At 72.0% G+C, this 17,316-nt stretch carries 17 protein-coding genes; 13 read left to right on the top strand and 4 right to left on the bottom strand.

The genetic code is table 11. The features are described from left to right. Nucleotides 1-105: 105 nt before the first annotated feature. The 7 genes from OIE67_RS08255 to OIE67_RS08285 all read left to right on the top strand — a co-directional run bounded on the left by OIE67_RS08255 (nt 106) and on the right by OIE67_RS08285 (nt 7,203). Nucleotides 106-1,518: a uracil-xanthine permease family protein gene (locus OIE67_RS08255; protein ID WP_326638230.1), complete on the top strand. Its 1,413-nt coding sequence runs from the start codon at nt 106-108 to the stop codon at nt 1,516-1,518. Next, nucleotides 1,515-2,381 (top strand): FAD binding domain-containing protein, encoded by an 867-nt coding sequence (locus tag OIE67_RS08260; protein WP_326638232.1) that lies wholly within the window; start codon nt 1,515-1,517, stop codon nt 2,379-2,381. The genes OIE67_RS08255 and OIE67_RS08260 overlap by 4 nt, the downstream gene beginning before the upstream one ends. Continuing rightward, nucleotides 2,371-2,850, top strand: coding sequence for a (2Fe-2S)-binding protein (locus OIE67_RS08265; RefSeq protein ID WP_326638234.1), 480 nt, complete (start codon nt 2,371-2,373; stop codon nt 2,848-2,850). Before OIE67_RS08260 ends, OIE67_RS08265 begins: the two co-directional genes overlap by 11 nt. Continuing rightward, nucleotides 2,847-5,207, top strand: a complete 2,361-nt coding sequence (gene cutA, locus OIE67_RS08270) for an aerobic carbon-monoxide dehydrogenase large subunit (protein WP_326638236.1) — start codon at nt 2,847-2,849, stop codon at nt 5,205-5,207. Before OIE67_RS08265 ends, cutA begins: the two co-directional genes overlap by 4 nt. A 22-nt stretch (nt 5,208-5,229) precedes the next feature. After that, nucleotides 5,230-6,231 carry a leucine-rich repeat domain-containing protein gene (locus tag OIE67_RS08275; protein ID WP_326638238.1) on the top strand — a complete coding sequence of 334 codons (1,002 nt, stop codon included), beginning with the start codon at nt 5,230-5,232 and terminating at the stop codon, nt 6,229-6,231. 75 nt (nt 6,232-6,306) lie between these two features. Next, nucleotides 6,307-6,732 carry a hypothetical protein gene (locus OIE67_RS08280; RefSeq protein ID WP_326638240.1) on the top strand — a complete coding sequence of 142 codons (426 nt, stop codon included), beginning with the start codon at nt 6,307-6,309 and terminating at the stop codon, nt 6,730-6,732. Nucleotides 6,733-6,783: 51 nt separating this feature from the next. Further along, entirely contained in the window at nt 6,784-7,203 is a 420-nt protein-coding gene (locus tag OIE67_RS08285) for a hypothetical protein (RefSeq protein ID WP_106234304.1), read from the top strand. A 68-nt stretch (nt 7,204-7,271) separates the two neighbouring features. On the opposite strand, the gene OIE67_RS08290 is transcribed toward OIE67_RS08285, so the two are convergent. Then, the gene (locus tag OIE67_RS08290; RefSeq protein WP_326638243.1) at nt 7,272-8,420 is read right to left on the bottom strand and encodes a LacI family DNA-binding transcriptional regulator; all 1,149 of its coding nucleotides are present in this window, start codon (nt 8,418-8,420) and stop codon (nt 7,272-7,274) included. A 101-nt stretch (nt 8,421-8,521) separates the two neighbouring features. Here OIE67_RS08290 and OIE67_RS08295 point away from each other — a divergent pair, with 101 nt between their 5' ends. From OIE67_RS08295 to OIE67_RS08315, 5 genes are read left to right on the top strand one after another with little or no spacing between them, the layout of a single operon-like run. Continuing rightward, complete coding sequence (locus tag OIE67_RS08295; RefSeq protein ID WP_326638244.1) at nt 8,522-9,751, top strand: amino acid ABC transporter substrate-binding protein; 1,230 nt, start codon at nt 8,522-8,524, stop codon at nt 9,749-9,751. Beyond that, a complete protein-coding gene (locus OIE67_RS08300) occupies nt 9,748-10,626 on the top strand; it encodes a branched-chain amino acid ABC transporter permease (protein ID WP_219911592.1) in 879 nt (292 codons plus the stop codon). The genes OIE67_RS08295 and OIE67_RS08300 overlap by 4 nt, the downstream gene beginning before the upstream one ends. Beyond that, nucleotides 10,610-11,599, top strand: coding sequence for a branched-chain amino acid ABC transporter permease (locus OIE67_RS08305; RefSeq protein WP_326638245.1), 990 nt, complete (start codon nt 10,610-10,612; stop codon nt 11,597-11,599). Before OIE67_RS08300 ends, OIE67_RS08305 begins: the two co-directional genes overlap by 17 nt. Beyond that, a complete protein-coding gene (locus OIE67_RS08310) occupies nt 11,596-12,327 on the top strand; it encodes an ABC transporter ATP-binding protein (RefSeq protein WP_326638246.1) in 732 nt (243 codons plus the stop codon). Before OIE67_RS08305 ends, OIE67_RS08310 begins: the two co-directional genes overlap by 4 nt. Further along, nucleotides 12,320-13,051, top strand: a complete 732-nt coding sequence (locus OIE67_RS08315) for an ABC transporter ATP-binding protein (protein WP_326638248.1) — start codon at nt 12,320-12,322, stop codon at nt 13,049-13,051. Before OIE67_RS08310 ends, OIE67_RS08315 begins: the two co-directional genes overlap by 8 nt. A 30-nt stretch (nt 13,052-13,081) precedes the next feature. Here OIE67_RS08315 and cydB read toward each other — a convergent pair whose 3' ends face one another. From cydB to OIE67_RS08330, 3 genes are all read right to left on the bottom strand, one after another. After that, entirely contained in the window at nt 13,082-13,960 is an 879-nt protein-coding gene (gene cydB, locus OIE67_RS08320) for a cytochrome d ubiquinol oxidase subunit II (RefSeq protein WP_326638251.1), read from the bottom strand. 11 nt (nt 13,961-13,971) lie between these two features. Further along, on the bottom strand, nt 13,972-15,327 hold the full coding sequence (locus OIE67_RS08325) for a cytochrome ubiquinol oxidase subunit I (RefSeq protein WP_326638252.1): 1,356 nt from the start codon (nt 15,325-15,327) through the stop codon (nt 13,972-13,974). Nucleotides 15,328-15,523: 196 nt separating this feature from the next. Next, the gene (locus OIE67_RS08330) at nt 15,524-16,447 is read right to left on the bottom strand and encodes a polysaccharide deacetylase family protein (RefSeq protein WP_326638254.1); all 924 of its coding nucleotides are present in this window, start codon (nt 16,445-16,447) and stop codon (nt 15,524-15,526) included. A 95-nt stretch (nt 16,448-16,542) separates the two neighbouring features. Here OIE67_RS08330 and OIE67_RS08335 point away from each other — a divergent pair, with 95 nt between their 5' ends. Next, nucleotides 16,543-17,307 carry an SRPBCC family protein gene (locus OIE67_RS08335; protein WP_326638256.1) on the top strand — a complete coding sequence of 255 codons (765 nt, stop codon included), beginning with the start codon at nt 16,543-16,545 and terminating at the stop codon, nt 17,305-17,307. Nucleotides 17,308-17,316: the final 9 nt, after the last annotated feature.

Genomic DNA, 17,316 nt, shown 5'->3' on the forward strand with positions numbered 1-17,316 from the left:
CAGATTTGGCAGATCATGCCCGTGTAGGTGCGTGCCGTCGGGCCTAATGTGCCCGCAAAGCGGAGCGTGCCGCCGGCCCAGCCGCCCAGTACAAGAGGGGCTCGCATGGTTGTGGGATGGACCAAACACGGTGACGGCAGACATCTGGCACCCGGCGAGGTGGTCAGACCCGACGAGAGGCTGAGCTGGCCCCGGATGGTGGGGTTCGGGGCGCAGCACGTGATCGCGATGTTCGGCGCGACGTTCGTGTTCCCCCTGGTGATGGGGCTGGACCCGAACGTCGCGGTGATGATGTCGGGCGTCGCGACGATCCTGTTCCTGCTGATCGTGAAGGGCAAGGTGCCCAGCTACCTGGGCACCAGCGCGTCCTTCGTGGGCGGCGTGTTCGCCATCAGGGCCGCCGCCGGCGGCGACACGGCGGGCGCGGACGCCGTCGTGACCGGCGCGATCCTGGTCGCCGGGTTCGTGCTTGCGCTGGCCGGGCTGGCCATCCACTTCCTCGGCGTGGACATCATCCACCGCGTCTTCCCGCCCGTGGTCACCGGCGCGGTGGTGATGCTGATCGGGTTCGGGCTGGCGTTCGTGGTGGCGGACGTCTACTGGCCGCAGGACCACTGGATGGCCCTGGTCACGATGGTCATCACGTTCGTGGTGATCGTCGCGTTCAAGGGGTTCATCGGGCGCGTCGGCGTGCTGATCGGGCTGGTGTCCGGGTTCGTGCTGTCGTGGGTGCTGGACCTGACCGCGGGTCCCGTCACGTCGGTGCTGCCGGGCGCCAACCTGCGGGACGCCGCGGGTGCGGCCTGCCCGGCCGAGGGGACGTACTGCGTGGCGACGGCCTTCCCGCACGACCGGGTCAGCTTCGACGCCGTGTCCTCCGCGCCCTGGTTCGGGCTGCCCAGCTTCCACGCGCCCGACTTCAAGACCTCGGCCGTGCTGCTGGTGCTGCCCGCCGTGATCGCGTTGATCGCGGAGAACATCGGGCATGTGAAGGCCGTGGGGGAGATGACCGGCACGGACCTGGACCCGTACGTGGGGCGGGCGGTCACGGCCGACGGCGTCGCGACCGTGCTGACCAGCGCCGTCGGCGGGTCGCCGACGACCACGTACGCCGAGAACATCGGCGTGATGGCGGCCACCAAGGTCTACTCGACGGCCGCGTACTACATCGCCGGCGTCATCGCGATCCTGTTCGGCCTGTGCCCGAAGTTCGGGGCGCTGGTCGCGGCCACCCCCGGCGGTGTGCTCGGCGGGGTGACCGTGATCCTGTACGGCATGATCGGGCTGCTCGGCGCGAAGATCTGGATCGAGAACAAGGTGGACTTCGCCGATCCGGTGAACATGGTTCCGACCGGAGCGGGCATCATCCTGGCCATCGGACCCGTGAGCCACTTCATCGGCGGAGACTTCACCCTTGAGGGCATCGCGCTCGGCACGATCGTGGTGCTGGGCGGATACCACCTGCTGCGCGCCATCGCCGGCCGCACTCCCGTGCCCGCCAGGAGCGAGGCCGGGTGAAGCCGCCGCCCTTCGAGTACCACGCGCCGCGCGACCTCGGCGCGGCGCTGCGGACCCTCGCCGAGGTGGACGGCAAGGTGCTGGCCGGCGGCCAGAGCCTCATCCCGATGCTCAACATGCGGCTGGCGGCGCCCGCCCATCTCGTGGACATCAACCGGGTCGACGGGCTCGGCGCGACCGAGGTCACCCCCGAGGGGGTGCGGGTGGGCGCGCTGGCCCGGCACGCCGAGGTGGAGCGGGCCGCGGCGCATCCACTGCTCACCCGCGCGCTCAAGCTGGTCGCCCACCCCGTGATCCGCAACAGGGGGACGGTGGTGGGCAGCCTGGTGCACGCCGACCCGGCGGCCGAGCTGCCCGCCGTGCTGGCCGTGCTGGGCGGGAGCGTGCGCGCGGCCCGCTGGGACACCGCCGGCGGCGGGCCCGTGCTGCGGGAGGTGCCGGCGGAGGAGTTCTTCGTCGGCCCCATGGAGTCGGCGCTCGGCCCGGACGAGCTGGCCGTGTCGGCGTTCTTCCCGGCGCTGCCGGAGGGGAGCGGGGCCGCGTTCGAGGAGGTGAGCCGCAGGCACGGCGACTACGCGCTGGCGGGCGTGTGCGCGGTGGTCACGGTCGGCGCCGGCGGCGCGGCCCGCGCGCGGGCCGCGTGCGTCGGGGTCGGCGCCGGGCCCGTCGTTGTCGACCTGGGCGAGCTGGGGCCGGTGCAGCGGGCCGGCTGGAAGGCGGCGGCGGCTCTCGTACGCGAGGCGACCGATCCGGAAGAGGACATCCACGCCACCGCCGCCTACCGCCGTCACCTGGTGGGCGTGCTGGCCGAGCGGGCGCTGCGGAACGCGGCGCGGGAAGGGGCGGCGGCCCGTGGAGCATGAGATCACCCTCGTCGTGAACGGCACCGTCAGACGGGTCCGCGTCCCCGCGCGCCGCCTGCTGTCCGACTGCCTGCGCCACGACCTCGGCCTGACCGGCACCCACGTGGGCTGCGAGCACGGCGTCTGCGGCTGCTGCACGGTGCTGCTCGAAGGACGGCCGGTGCGCTCGTGCCTGACGTTCGCCGTGACCGTGGACGGGGCCGAGATCACCACCGTCGAGGGCCTGGCCGGGAGCGACGGCCGGCTGTCGGCGGTGCAGCGGGCCTTCGCCGAGTGCCACGGGCTGCAGTGCGGGTTCTGCACGCCGGGCTTCCTGTGCACGGTGACGGCCCTGCTGGCCGACAACCCGGTCCCCACGGACGACGAGGTGATCGAGGGGATCTCGGGCAACCTGTGCCGCTGCACCGGCTACCAGAACATCGTCAAGGCCGTGCACCGGGCCGCCGAGCTGCAGGCGGAGGAGACATGACGACGAAGCTGTTCGGCGAGCCCGTGCAGCGGCGCGAGGATCCGCGGCTGCTCACCGGGCAGGGGCGCTACCTCGACGACCTGGGCAGGGAGGCGCTGGCGGCGGCGTTCGTACGCTCGCCGCACGCCCACGCCCGCATCCGCGACATCGACGTCGGCCCCGCACTCGACGTGGAGGGGCTCGTCGCCGTCTACACCTGGGAGGACCTGCCGGAACGGGTCGGCCGGGCGCTGCCGCTGCTCATCCCGCACCCCGCGCTGACTCACGGGCGCACCGCGTACCCCCTGGCCAGGGAGGTCGTCAGGCACGTCGGCGAGCCGGTGGTCATGGTGGTGGCCACCGACCGGTACGCCGCCGAGGACGCCTGCGCGCTCATCGAGGTCGACTACGAGCTGCGCAAGCCGGTCGTCGGCCTGGAGGAGGCCGTGCACGGCGCCCAGCTCGTGCACGAGGACGTGCCCGGCAACGTCGGCGCGCACCTCGTCCAGGAGGTCCCGGCGCCCGGCGGGCACGGCGCCGGGGAGGCGATCGAGGCCGCGCCGCACAGGCTGGACTTCCGGCTCGACATCGAGCGCAGCGCCAGCATGCCGCTGGAGGGCCGCGGCGTGTACGCCCGCTGGGACGGCCGCGACCTGCGCGTCTACTCCAGCACCCAGACCTCCACCAGCGTCCGCATGGCGGTGGCCGCCGCGCTCGGCCTGCCGCTGCCCCAGGTCGAGGTGATCGCGCCCGACGTGGGCGGCGGCTTCGGCGTCAAGATCGTGCACCCGTGGCCGGAGGAGGTGCTCGTCCCCTGGGCCGCGATGACGCTCGGGCGCGAGGTCAAGTGGGCCGAGGACCGGCGCGAGCACTTCATCTCCTCCGCGCACGAGCGGGCGCAGGTGCAGCACGTGCGGGTGGGGTTCGACGACGAAGGGCGCGTTCTGGGGCTTGACGTCTCGATCCTGCACGATCACGGCGCCTACACGCCGTACGGGATCATCGTGCCGATCGTCACCTCCACGCAGCTGCTGGGGCCGTACCGGGTGGGCGCCTACCGGGTCGAGTTCACCGCCGTCTACACCAACACCGTGCAGGTGACCCCTTATCGGGGGGCCGGGCGGCCGCAGGGCGTGTTCTGCATGGAACGCACGATGGACAAGATCGCGCGATACCTGGGCAAGGACCGCACCGCCGTCAGGGAGGCCAACTTCATCCGCCCCGAGGAGTTCCCGTACGACCAGGGGATGATCTTCCAGGACGGGCGGCCGCTCATCTACGACAGCGGCGACTACCCCGAGATGCTCCGCATGATCAAGGAGCTGATCGGCTGGGACTCCTTCGAACGGCGTCCCGGCCGGGGCATCGGGATCGGCTGCTACGTCGAGGGCACCGGCGTCGGCCCGTACGAGGGCGGCCACGTGCAGATCACCTCCGACGGCCGGGTGCACGTCTCCACCGGTCTCACCTCGCAGGGGCAGGGCCACGAGACGGCCTTCGCCCAGATCGCCGCGGCCGAGCTGGGCGTGCCCATCGAGCGCGTCAGCGTGGTCACCGGCGACACCCGCAGGTTCGCCTACGCGGTCGGCACGTTCGCCTCCCGCGCCGCCGTGGTCAGCGGCAACGCCATCGCCCTGGCCTGCCGCAAGGTGCGCGAGAAGGCGCTGCGCATCGCCGCCGACGCCCTGGAGGCCGACCCGGCCGACCTCGACATCGCCGACGGCCTCGTGCACGTGGCCGGCACCCCGTCCGCGTCCATCCCGCTGTCCACGGTCGCGGTGCTGGCCAACCCGCTGCGGTACGCCTTCGACGAGGAGGCGGCCAAGGCCACCCAGTTCTCCGGCACCGCCTCGCCCGACCGGCCGCCGGTGGCCGAGGGCGAGGAGCCGGGGCTGGAGGGGCGCGACTACTACTCGCCGATCAGGTCCACGTTCGCGGCCGGCATGCACGCCGCCGTCGTCGAGACCGACCCGGACACCGCCGAGATCAAGGTCGTCCGGTACGCGGTCGTGCACGACTGCGGCCGGCTGATCAACCCCATGATCGTCGAGGGGCAGATCCACGGCGGCGTCGCCCAGGGCATCGGTGGCGCCCTGTACGAGCGCATGGTCTACGACCAGCACGGCCAGCTCGTCAACGCCTCCTTCATGGACTTCCTGATGCCGTACGCCACCGAGGTCCCGCACGTCGAGACCGATCACCTGGAGACGCCCTCGCCGCTCAACCCGCTCGGCATCAAGGGCGCGGGCGAGGCCGGCGTGATCCCCGTCTCGGCCGTGATCGCCTCGGCCGTCGAGGACGCCGAGGGCTTCGCGGTCGACCGCATGCCCATTTCTCCGTCCGAGCTGTTCGAGGCGAGGCGGCGCAACCGCGGGTGACCGGGGTGGGATGATCGGCGCCATGCGTGCCCCCGACTCCGGTCTGACCGCCTTTCCCGACGTGCCCGGCGACGTCCGCCTGATCGACCTGGCCTGGAACGAGATCGCCGAGGTGCCCGGGTGGGTGGCCGACCTCACCGCGCTGGAGGAGCTGCGCCTCGACGGCAACGGCCTGCGCACGCTGCCCGACCTGTCCGGGCTGACCGCGCTGCGCGCGCTGCACCTCGACGGCAACGCGCTGACGTCCTTCCCCGCCTGCCCGCCCGGCCTGGAGAGCCTCTTCCTGTACGGCAACCGCCTCGCCGAGCTCCCCGGCCGCCTGCCGCACACGCTCAGGCACCTGGCCGCGGGCGCGAACGGCCTCACCGCGCTCCCGGACACGCTCTGGAAGCTGACCGGCCTCGAATCGCTCAACGTGGCCCAGAACGCGCTCACGGAGCTCCCCGCGGGCATCGGCGCGCTGTCCCGGCTGCGCATGCTCGACCTGGGCCACAACCGGCTCACCGAGATCCCGCCCGAACTCGGCGACCTGCCGCTGACCGACTACCTCTACCTCAGCGACAACCTCTTCACCGAGGTGCCGGAGTCGATCGGGCGGCTCGACCGGCTGGCCTACCTCAACCTGACCGACAACCGGATCACCCGCCTGCCCGCCTCGCTCGGCTCCATGACGGCGCTGGTGGAGCTGCGGCTCTACGGCAACCGGCTGGAGTCGCTGCCGGAGACGATCGGCGACCTGCCCCGGCTGCGCGAGCTGCACCTCCAGGGCAACCGGCTGCGGGAGCTGCCCGGGCGGCTGCCGGAGAAGCTGAAGGTGCTGGATCTCCGCGACAACCGGCTCGGCCGGCTGCCGGAGTCGCTGCCCGCCGGGCTGAAGCAGCTCGACCTGCGTGACAACCGGCTGCGCGACCTGCCGGACACCCTGCCCGACCTGGAGAAACTCGATCTGCGCTGGAACAAGCTGGACGGTGAGCCGCGGGTGCTGGCCCGGCTCGAAGCGCGCGGGTGCGTCGTGCTGAGGTGAAACCGGGAGCACCCCACCGCGAACCGGAGTCGTCCGGCGGTGAACCGCGCCGGGCGGGCCTGCGTACCCTCGCACATGACGACATTTCCACGTCTGGCCGCTTTCGCGCTGCTGGCCGGACTGGTCGCCGGCTGCTCCTCAGGGGGCGGCTGGAGCGACTACGTCGCAGCAGGCAAGAACCAGCCCCCCAACCCCGCCCCGCTCACGGTCGAGCAGATCTCCGAGAAGGTCGGCTGCAAGCCGAAGATGCAGGTCGACGCCGACGAGGTCCGTACGGCGTACTGCAAGACCCAGGACGGTGAGTTCTTCGTCAACACGTTCAAGACGGAGAAGCTCAAGGACGAGTGGATGGACCGGGCCCCCGAGTACAACCCCCATCTGGTCGGACCCAAGTGGACCGTGCTGGGGCCGTTGAAGGTGCTTGAGACGATCAGGGGACCGCTCAACGGCGACCTGCACCTGACCGACCACCGGGTCTCCATGACGCCTGCGCCCAAATAGCCGGACGGTATGAGTCTGAACCGAGGTAGGAAGGGCCGCGTACCCTCGCACATGACGACAATTCCCCGCCTGACCGCTGTCGCGCTGCTGGCGGCGCTGGTCGCCGGCTGCTCCTCGGGGAGCGGCGGCGGCTACGTCGCGTCCGCCGGCAAGCTGGCCGGCGCCGCGCCGCTCACGGTCGAGCAGATCTCCGCCAAGGTCGGATGCACGCCTCGCATGCAGGTCGACGCCGCGGAGATACGCACGGGCTTCTGCCGGACACCGGACGGCGAGTTCTTCGTCACGACGTTCGCCAGCCAGACCGGCAAGGACGCCTGGATGGACGCCGCTCCCGAGTACAACCCGCACCTGGTGGGCAACCTCTGGACGGTCCTGTCCAGCCGCAAGGTGCTCGACCTGCTCAAGGAACGGCTCGGCGGCGACCTGCACCTCACCGACCACCGCACCAAGCAGATGAAGGTCGTCGGCTGACGCACGCTTCCGGCCACCGGCCGTGAAACGGTGGCCGGCGCGTCTCCCGTACCGCATTCGATCCCCGCTCAGGGGCGGGGTGCGGCCGTGGAGGCTCTGACGACCAGCTCGTGCCGGGTACGGCGGCGGCGCGGGCGCGTGGCGGGCGGTTTGAGCACCAGCTCCAGGGCCTGCCTGCCCATGCCGACCATGGGCAGTCTGACCGTGGTCAGCGCCGGATAGACGTCCCTGGCCACCGGCACGTCGTCGAACCCGGCCACCGAGATCTCCTCCGGCACCCGCCGCCCGTGGTTGAGCAGCCACGACAGCGCCCCCACCGCCATCGGGTCGTTGAGCGCGACCACCGCCGTCAGCTCCGGATGGGCGCGTACCAGCCGGGCCGTGGCCGCCGCGCCGCCCTCGCGGGTGAAGTCCCCGTGCACGACCGGCACCGACGCCCAGTCGAGCCCGGCCGCCCCGTACGCGGTGCGCAGCCCGGCCAGCCGGTCCTCGACGGTGGTCAGGTTGGCCGGGCCGCCGAGCACGCCGAGCCGGCGGTGACCCAGGTCGAGCAGGTGGCGCATGAGGGTCGCGCCGCCGGCGGCGTTGTCGGGCAGCACCGCGTCCACCGGCAGGTGGTGCCGGCCGATCACCGCGACCCGCCCGCCCGCCGCGGTGAACGAGCGCAGCTCGGCCGCGATGTCGGTCTCGGTACGCGCGTCCACGTAGCCAGAGCCGGCCAGCACGATCGAGGTCACCCGGTGCGCCCGCAGCGCGCGGATCCTGGCCAGCTCGGCGCGCGGGTCGCGCTCGGTCTGGCTGATCAGCGCCAGGTAGCCGCGGCTGTCCGTCTCACGCAGCACGCCCCGCGCGATCTCGCCGAAGTACGGGTCGCCCACGTCGTGCACGATCAGTCCGACCATGGACGCCTGCCCGCCGGCCAGCGCCCGCGCGTGGCTGTTGGGCACGTACCCCACCTGCGCGGCGATGGCCCGCACGTGCGCGGCGACCCGGGGGCTCACCCCGGCGCTGCCGGTCATCGCCCGCGAGGCGGTGGCCAGCGACACCCCGGCCGCCCTGGCCACGTCGATCAGGCGCGGCGGACCGGGCGGCTCGCCGGGAGGAGCACCGGGAGGAGCGCCGCCCAGGGTGCCCGCGCGGGCGTCGGGAAGGGCGCCAGGTGAGGCGCCGGGTGGGGCGCTGGGTGGGTAAGGCCGCGGGGAGGGGCGTTCTGCCATGCGGTGCGTACCCCCTTGTATGGGGCGAAATCCCGTGTAATCGTAACCGAAAGCGCTTACGAAAGCGCTTTCGCTCGCCTCTTCTGACGGGGGTCTCCTCGATGGCAAGAGTAAGCAAGGGCCTGGCGATCATCTCCCTCTGCGCACTGGCGCTCACCGCCTGCGCGAAGACCGACGAACCCGGCGCGGCGCCGTCGCCCGGACAGCAGCGGGGGCCGGTGCGGATCGGCGTCTCCTTACCGCTCACCGGCGACTTCTCCGAGCCGGGCAAGGGCATCCAGGAGGGTTACCAGGTCTGGGCCGACCGGGTGAACGCCAAGGGCGGCCTGCTCGGCAGGAAGGTCGAGCTGATCTTCCGTGACGACGCCTCCGACCCCAACCGGGTCAGCTCCGACTACGAGTCGCTCATCACCCAGGACAAGGTGGACCTGGTCTTCGGGCCGTTCTCCTCGCGCCTGGTCATCCCGGCGGCGAAGGTCGCCGAGTCGTACGGGATGCTCTTCGTGGAGCCGGCCGGCGCCGCCGCCGAGGTCTTCGAGCAGGGCTTCAAGCGGCTCTTCTACGCCGCCCCCGCCATCGCCGGCGACCACTACGACTACCTGTCCGACTACCTCACCCAGTTGCCCGCCGACCAGCGGCCGAAGACGGCGGCGTACGCGAGCCTGGACGACCCCTTCGCCCAGGGCACCGCGTACGGGCTGCGCGACAAGCTGGCCGCGGCCGGGATCAAGACCGTCGTGGACGAGGTCTACCCGCCGGAGACCACCGACTTCGCCCCCATCGCCGCCAAGATCGCGGCTGCCAAGCCCGACCTGATCGTGGGCGGCACGCAGTTCGAGGACTCGGTCGGCCTCGTGCGGGCGCTGCAGGAGCTCAAGGTGCAGCCGAAGCTGGCGGCCTTCTCGACCGGGCCGACGCTGGCGGAGTTTCCCGCCGCGGTGAAGGGGGCGGCCGAGCACGTCATCTCGCCCGTCGGCTGGTCGGCCACCGCCACGTTCACCGGCAACCAGGACCTGGTCAAGCGGTACAAGGAGATGTTCGGCGGCGACGCCAACGAGGACGCGGCCAACGGCTACACCGTCGGCCAGATCGTCGAGGCGGCCGTGACCGCGGCCCAATGCGCGGACCCGTCCAAGGAGTGCCAGGACAAACTGACCGCGCACATCGGGCAAGCCACGTTCGACACCGTCGTGGGGCCGCTGTCGTTCGACGACAAGGGCCGGCCCGAGCAGGCGCACATGATCCAGCAGTACGTGAACGGCAAGGTCGAGATCGTGCTGCCCGAGCAGGCCAAGACCGCCGGCATCGTCTACCCGAAGAAGCCGTGGTGAGCCTGCTCGCGCAGGGCCTGGCCCTGGGCGTGCTGACCGGCGGCCTGTACGCGCTGCTCGCCTCCGGCCTGTCGCTGTACTTCGGCGTGATGCGGGTGGTCATGGTGGCGCACCCGGCGTTCCTCTTCCTGGCCGCCTACCTGACCTACACCGCGCACACCGTGTTCGGCGTGGACCCGTTCCTGGCGCTGCCGGTGACCGTGCCGCTGTTCTTCGCGCTGGGCGTGGCGGTGCAGCGGCTGCTCATCGCCCGGCTGGCGCCGGAGAACGTGGCGATGATGTCGGTGCTGCTGACCTTCGGGCTGGCGCTGACCATCGAGGGGCTGCTCGGCACGTTCTACACCGGCTCGTACAAGTCGATCAGCATGGACTACGCCACCCGGTCGCTGACCGTGGCCGGCGTGCACCTCCCGTACGACAAGATCATCGCCTTCCTCGTGGCCGCGCTCACCCTCGGCGTGCTGTTCGCGGTGCTGGTCAAAAGCAGGTTCGGGCAGGCGCTGCGGGCCACGATCCAGCACCGCGAGGCGGCCAGGCTGGTCGGGATCCCGACCGAACGCGTGGCCGGCCACGGCTTCGGCGTGGGCCTGGCCACGGCCGCCGCAGGCGGCACGGTGCTGGCGCTGATCACGCCGTTCTTCCCCGCCTCCCACTGGGTGTGGATCGGCAAGCTCATGGCCGTCATCGTGGTCGGCGGCCTGGGCAGCGTGACCGGCGCCGCCCTCGCGGCCGTGCTCCTCGGCGTGGTCGAGGGCGTCGTGCTGGTGACCGTGGACGCGACCTGGGCCACCATGATGTTCTACGTCTTCCTCTTCCTGGCCCTGCTCGTCCGCCCCCAGGGGTTCTTCGGAGGCCGGCTTGCGCACCGTTTCTAGAGGATTGCCGCTGCTGGCCGGCGCGCTCGCGATCGCCTACCCGTGGCTGGTGCCCAACTACTACCTGGTGTACGCGGGCGCGCTGACCGTCATGTACGCCGCCATGTCCACCTCCTGGAACCTGCTCGGCGGCTTCACCGGCTACGTCTCGCTCGGCCACTCGGCCTTCTTCGGGCTGGGCGCGTACGGCACCGGGCTGCTGGTCGTGCGCCTGGACGTGCCCTGGCTCGTCGCCCTGCCGGTCTCGGCGCTGCTGGTCACGCTGTTCGCGACCGGCGTCGGCATCGCGGCGGTACGCGTGCGCGGCGCCTCGTTCGTGATCGTCTCCATCGCGCTCGTGTCGATGATGAACCTCGTCGTGCAGGGCTGGCGCTCGCTGACCGGCGGCTCCACCGGGCTCCAGGTGCCCTCGCCCTTCCCCGGGCTGCACAGGGGCCAGACCCATCTGGTGTTCTTCTACCTGTTCCTGGTGCTGCTGGGGGTCGCGCTGCTGGCCTGGTGGCAGATCTCCCGCTCCCGCTTCGGCGCGGGGCTGCGGGCCATCAGGGAGGACGAGGACAAGGCCGAGTCGCTGGGGGTGCCGACGGCGGCGTACAAGGTGGCGGCCTTCGCCCTGTCCGCCCTGTTCGTCGCGCTGGCCGGCGGCCTGTACGCGCTCTGGTTCGGCAGCCTCGATCCGATCTTCGTCTTCTCCATCCTGATCGGCTCGTCCATGGTGCTCATGAGCCTGCTCGGCGGCGTCAGGCACCTGCTCGGGCCGCTGCTCGGCGCGCTCATCGTGGCCCCGGCGGGGGAGTACTTCCTGATCGCGCTGGGCGAGACGCAGATCCACCTGACCGCGACGGGGCTGGTGCTGGTGCTGGTCGTGCTGTTCATGCCGGAGGGGATCCTGGCCGGGTTCGCCAGGCGGCGGGCGGGTCCGTCCATCCCCGACGAGAGCGCCGACCAGCGGCTGCAGGGGGCGTCCTCATGAGCTCGCTGCGGACAGAGGGGCTGACGAAGTCGTTCGGCGGCGTGCTGGCCGTGGACGGCGTCACCGTCGAGCTGCGCGACGGCGCGATCAACGGCCTGATCGGGCCGAACGGCTCGGGCAAGACGACGTTCTTCAACATCGTCACCGGCATGATCAGGCCGGACTCCGGCCGGGTGCTCTACCGCGACAGGGAGATCACCCGGCACGCGCCGCATCGGATCGCGCACGCCGGCATCGGCCGCACCTTCCAGCTCTGCCGCGTCTTCCCCCGCCTGACCGTGCTGGAGAACATGCTGGTCGCGGTCCGCCGCACCCGGCTGCGCGAGTTGATGGCCGGTCTGCGCGACGCGGGCGAGACGGAACGGGCCCGCCACTGGCTGCGCCGCATGGGCATCGAGCACCTGGAGGAGGCCGAGGCCCGCGACCTGTCCTACGGCCAGCAGAAACTGCTCGAACTGGCCGCCGTCCTCATGGCCGAGCCGGACCTGGTGCTGCTCGACGAGCCCGCGGGCGGGGTCAACCCGGCGCTGATCGACCGGATCACCGGCCTCGTCCGCGACCTCAACGCGGAGGGCCGCACCTTCCTGGTCGTCGAGCACAACATGGACATGGTGATGGGCATGTGCGACCACGTGATCGTCTTCGACCGCGGCGCGCCCATCGCCGAGGGGCCGCCGTCGGCGGTCCGGGCGGACCCGCGGGTGCTGGAGGCGTATCTCGGTGTCTGAGACGGTGCTGTCTTTGGAGGACGTGGTGGCCGGGTACGGCAGGGCCGCGCCCGTGCTGCGCGGCCTGACCGTGACCGTGGGCGCCGGCGAGGTCGTCTGCCTGGTCGGCCCCAACGGCGCGGGCAAGTCCACCGCGCTCAAGGTGGCCAGTGGCCTGCTCGCGCCCAGGTCGGGCCGGGTGCTGCTGGCCGGGCGGGACGTGACGGGCGTGTCGCCGCAGCGGCTGCTCGGGCTCGGCCTGGCCCACGTGCTGCAGGGGCACAGCGTGTTCCGCGAGATGACGGTGGCCGAGAACGTGCGGCTCGGCGGCTTCACCGTCCGCGACCAGGCCCGGCTGAAGGAGCGGATCGAGGTGGTCAAGGACCTGTTCCCCGTGGTGCGCGAACGGTGGGGCAGCATGGCGGGGCTGCTGTCCGGCGGGCAGCAGAAGCAGGTCGAGTTCGCCCGCGCGCTGATGCTGGAGCCGTCCGTGGTGCTGCTCGACGAGCCCTCGATGGGCCTCGACCCGCGCAACACCCAGGTGGTCTTCGACCAGATCGACCTCATGCGCAGGACCGGCGTGGCGGTGTTGCTGGTGGAGCAGAACGCGCGCAGGGCCCTGGAAACGGCCGACCTCGGCTGCGTGCTGGACCTCGGCCGGGTGCACATCAGCGGCCCGGCCCGCGAGCTGGCCGCCGACCCCCGGCTGGGCCGCCTCTACCTGGGCGGCGCCCCCGCCGGCTGAGCGCGCCGTCCGTGCTGAGCGCGTCGTCCGTCAGACGGGCACCTTGATCCGCTTCCTGAACACCCAGTACGTCCACCCCTGGTAGACCAGGATGAACGGCAGCGTGATCAGCCCGATCCAGGTCAGCATGGTCAGCGTGTACGGGCCGGAGGCCGCCTCGGCCAGGGTGAGCCCCGGCAGCGGCCGTACCCGCAGCTCCATGAAGACCGCCAGCGTGGTCAGCACGATCGCGCCCGCCGTGGCCGTGAACGCCCAGCCCTCCCTGCGCCGCCAGATCAGCGCCGTGGCCGCGGCCAGCGCCGCCATCGCGGCCAAGGCGGGAGCCGTGCCCAGGCCCGACAGGGCGAAGACGGCGACCGGGATCGTCACGCCGCCGGCGGCCAGGGCGACGGTCCTGGCCCGGCGGCGCACCGGGCCCGTGGTGCGCAGCGCCAGGAAGACCGCGCCGTGCAGGGCGCACACGGCCAGCGAGAACGCGCCGCCGAGCAGCGCCGGGGCGACGCCGCCGAACAGCAGGCTGGCGAAGATCGCGCCCCACAGGAACGCCGGGATCGCGCTGCCCACCACGATGCCGAGGTCGCACCAGAGCGGGTTCGTCACCTTGCCGCGCCACTCCAGCCCGACGCCGCGCACGATCAGCCCGGCCAGGACCAGCACCACGGGCAGGTAGAAGGTGCTGAACAGGCCCGCGTACCAGGCGGGGAAGGCGGCGAACATGGCCCCGACCGCGGTGATCAGCCACACCTCGTTGCCGTCCCACACCGGGCCGATGGTCTCCAGGCCGGCCCGCTGCTCGGCGGCGTTCCTGCTCACCAGCGGCGCCAGCATGCCGACGCCGAAGTCGAAGCCCTCAAGGACGAAGTAGCCGGTCCAGAGGAAGGCGATGACGGCGAACCACAACTCGATCATTGGTCAGCTCCTCAGTACATCAGGGACGGCTCACGCCGCTCGGCCGCGGGCAGCGGCGCCCGTTCCTCCGTGCCCTTGCGCACGTGCCTGGTCAGCAGCACGGTCTCGGCCACCGCCAGCGCGCCGTACAGGAGGGTGAAGAGGGTCAGCGAGGTGGCCACCTCGGCCAGCGACACCCCCGGCGACACACTGGAGGCCGTGAGCAGCTCGCCGGCGACCGTCCACGGCTGGCGGCCGATCTCGCTGAGCAGCCAGCCGGCGGTCACCGCGACCAGCGGCAGCGGCAGCGACAGCAGCAGCGCCCGCGAGAGCCACGCGGGGAAGGGACGCCGGCGGCGGGTCAGCCAGAGCCCGAGCACCGACAGGCCCACGGTGGACAGCCCGAACACGATCATCACCCGGAACGACCAGAACACGATCGTCTGGTCCGGCCGGTAGTCGCCGGGGCCGAACTGCCGCTCGAAGCGCCGTTGCAGGTCCTCGGTGCCCTGGACGGTGGCGCCCGGGTCGTTCGTGGCCAGGAAGCTCAGCACGGCGGGGATCTCGACGCCTGGGACGAGGCTGAACGGGGCCGCGGCGGTGTCGCGTTCGAGGCCCTCGGCCGAGGCCAGCTTCATCGGCTGCTGCTCGTACATGAGCTTGGCGGAGGTGTCGCCGGTGGCCGCGACGAGCACGCCCGCGAGGGCCGTCATCACCAGCGCCGCGCGGGCCGCACCACGCCACATGCCGCCGTCGCCGGTCCGGCGCGTGCGCAGCATCCAGTAGCCGCACACCGCCAGCACGAACCCGCCCGCCACGATGAATGCCGCCCCGATCACGTGCGGGACCTGGGCCAGCGCGGTGGGGTTGGTCAGCACCGCCCACAGGTCGGTCATCCTGGCCCGGCCGTCCACGACCTCGTAGCCCACGGGATGCTTCATCCAGGCGTTGGCCGCGAGGATGAAGTAGGCCGACACGTTGGAGCCGACGGCCGCCGCCCAGATGCAGGCCAGGTGCGCCCGCTTCGGCAGCCGGTCCCAGCCGAAGATCCACAGGCCCAGGAACGTGGACTCCATGAAGAACGCCAGCAGCGCCTCCATGGCCAGCGGCGCCCCGAAGACGTCGCCCACGAAGACGGAGTACTCGCTCCAGTTCATCCCGAACTGGAACTCCTGCACGATGCCGGTGACCACGCCCATGGCGAAGTTGATCAGGAACAGCTTCCCGAAGAACTTCGTCAGCGTCAGGTACTGCTCCTTGCCCGTGCGGTGCCAGGCCGTCTGCAGGCCGGCCACGAAGATCCCGAGACCGATGGTCAAGGGCACGAACAGAAAGTGGTAGACGGTGGTCACCCCGAACTGCCACCGCGCAAGGTCTAGTGCGTCCATTCTCCCCGCCGACTCCCTGAGCTCTACACGCTGTAGTACATCTACCAACAGTAGTACTACAAGCTGTAGAGCAATGAGATGCGTTCTTGGTCACATCCCCTTCGCTGGACTTCCGACGGTCATCGAGCATGGCGCGGGCGGGCTCGTCCGCGCGTCCCCCGCCGGGCTGACAAGCGGGTACGCCGCGCGGCGGACCTCAGCGGACGCGGGCGGCGGCCAGGTACGCCTGGAGGTTCCCCAGCTCGTAGCCGCGCCGCCGGATCTTCTCGACCAGGACGCGGAAGTCCCTGGCCAGGTTGGGGCGGAAGTGCATCAGCAGGATGTCGCCGGGGCGCAGCCGCTTGTCGGGCACCTGGTAGGCGATCTTCCCGCCCGGCTGCACGGTCGCGGTCCAGAGGAGCACGGCCGTCATGCCGCAGTTCTTGGCGGCCGTGAGCGTGTCGGTGTTGTAGACGCCGAACGGCGGCCGGAACAGCGTGGGCCGCGCGCCGACCTGCTTGCCGATGAGCTTGGCCGCGCCGCAGATCTCCCTGCGCTGGGCGTCGCGGCCCAGCAGGCGCAGGTCCGGATGGGTGAGGGTGTGGTTCTCGACGGGCACTCCGGCATCCCGCAATTGCCGGAAATATCCCCACTTGCCGGCGCCGACGTAGCGGGCCCGGCCGCCCGCCTCGTCCGGGGTGCCCTTGGCCTCGACCGCGTCGCGCATGGCGAAGGCGGTGACCGGGATGCGCTGGTCGCGGATCTGCGCGGCGAAGCCGGGGTCCTGCTCCCAGCCGTCGTCGATGGTGAGGAAGACGACCTTGCGCTTGGTGGGGATGGAGCTGATCACGGGCGGAAGGCCGCCGGTGCGCCCGATCGGGCGCACCTCACCGGTCCTGGGCTTCACGCCGGGCGGGCCGGCCGGGGGCGCTGTCGAGGGGGCCTTCGAGGGCGCCGTCCGTGACGCCGCCGGGGTCGCCGATCCGGCGGCTCCGGTGCCGGTCCCGGCCGGCGCGCACGCCGCCAGCATCACCACACACGCCCCGGCGGCCGCCCGCCCGGCGGCCGCGCCGATCGGCCCGCCGATCACCCCGCCGATCACCCCGGCGCCCGTCCCGTACGTCCTCCGCCCCCTGCGCATGGGGCACCATCTTGCCAGTCTTGATCACCGCGCCATGCCCGCCTCTGGCAGGTGTTGCCCTTATCGGGCCGTCCGCGTCTGCCTAAAGTGTCTGCATGAAGGTGGCGGGCAGCGCCGTGATCGGCGTGCACAGGGACCAGGCGTGGACGGCGCTGCGGGATCCGGAGGTGCTGGTGCGCACCATTCCGGGATGCGAGCGGCTGGAGGAGACGGGGCCGGACACGTACCGGATGACGGTCAACGCGGGGGTGGCCTCCATCAAGGGCGTCTACCAGGGAGAGGTGTCGCTGGGCGACCCGCTGGCGCCGGAGAGCTTCACGCTGCGGGCGTGCGGGCAGGGCGCGCCGGGGACCGTGGACGCGACCGTACAGGTCCGGCTGAGCGAGGTCGACGGCGGGACGCGGGTCGACTACGACGCCGAGGCCGTGATCGGCGGCATGATCGGCGGGGTCGGGCAGCGGATGCTGGGAGCGGCGGCCAGGCGGACGGCGGCGGAGTTCTTCTCGGCCGTGGACGAGCACCTGCGCGCGCCCGCCGAGATCTGCGAGGTCGTGCCCTACGCCGCCGCGCCCGGCGAGCTCGCCCAGCCCACCGGAGCCGTTCAGCCCACCGGAGCCGTTCAGTCCTCCGGATCCGCCGCCCAAGCCGCCCAAGCCGCCGGAGCCGCCGGAGCCGTCCAGGCCGTTCAGCCCGCGCAGGCGCCCCGAGCGGGCGGAACGGTCTACGAGCGGCCCGCCGCGCGGCACACCGAGACCCGCCCGTGGGTGATGCTGGCCTCCTTCGGCATGGGCGCGGGCGTCGCGCTCGCCGGAGCGGCGGTGGGCTGGCTGTTCGGGCGCGGGTGGCGGCGCGGCGCCTGAGGCCGGCGG

The organism is Nonomuraea fuscirosea, assembly GCF_035917475.1.
Taxonomy (GTDB): Bacteria; Actinomycetota; Actinomycetes; order Streptosporangiales; family Streptosporangiaceae; genus Nonomuraea; species Nonomuraea fuscirosea.

Excerpts from the sequence above, each read along its gene's own strand:
- OIE67_RS08295 (WP_326638244.1), top strand. The coding sequence starts at position 8,522 with ATGGCAAGAGTAAGCAAGGGCCTGGCGATCATCTCCCTCTGCGCACTG.
- OIE67_RS08285 (WP_106234304.1), top strand. The coding sequence starts at position 6,784 with ATGACGACAATTCCCCGCCTGACCGCTGTCGCGCTGCTGGCGGCGCTG.
- OIE67_RS08335 (WP_326638256.1), top strand. The coding sequence starts at position 16,543 with ATGAAGGTGGCGGGCAGCGCCGTGATCGGCGTGCACAGGGACCAGGCG.
- cydB (WP_326638251.1), bottom strand. The coding sequence starts at position 13,960 with ATGATCGAGTTGTGGTTCGCCGTCATCGCCTTCCTCTGGACCGGCTAC.
- OIE67_RS08325 (WP_326638252.1), bottom strand. The coding sequence starts at position 15,327 with ATGGACGCACTAGACCTTGCGCGGTGGCAGTTCGGGGTGACCACCGTC.
- OIE67_RS08275 (WP_326638238.1), top strand. The coding sequence starts at position 5,230 with ATGCGTGCCCCCGACTCCGGTCTGACCGCCTTTCCCGACGTGCCCGGC.
- OIE67_RS08310 (WP_326638246.1), top strand. The coding sequence starts at position 11,596 with ATGAGCTCGCTGCGGACAGAGGGGCTGACGAAGTCGTTCGGCGGCGTG.
- cutA (WP_326638236.1), top strand. The coding sequence starts at position 2,847 with ATGACGACGAAGCTGTTCGGCGAGCCCGTGCAGCGGCGCGAGGATCCG.
- OIE67_RS08330 (WP_326638254.1), bottom strand. The coding sequence starts at position 16,447 with ATGCGCAGGGGGCGGAGGACGTACGGGACGGGCGCCGGGGTGATCGGC.
- OIE67_RS08290 (WP_326638243.1), bottom strand. The coding sequence starts at position 8,420 with ATGGCAGAACGCCCCTCCCCGCGGCCTTACCCACCCAGCGCCCCACCC.
- OIE67_RS08280 (WP_326638240.1), top strand. The coding sequence starts at position 6,307 with ATGACGACATTTCCACGTCTGGCCGCTTTCGCGCTGCTGGCCGGACTG.
- OIE67_RS08255 (WP_326638230.1), top strand. The coding sequence starts at position 106 with ATGGTTGTGGGATGGACCAAACACGGTGACGGCAGACATCTGGCACCC.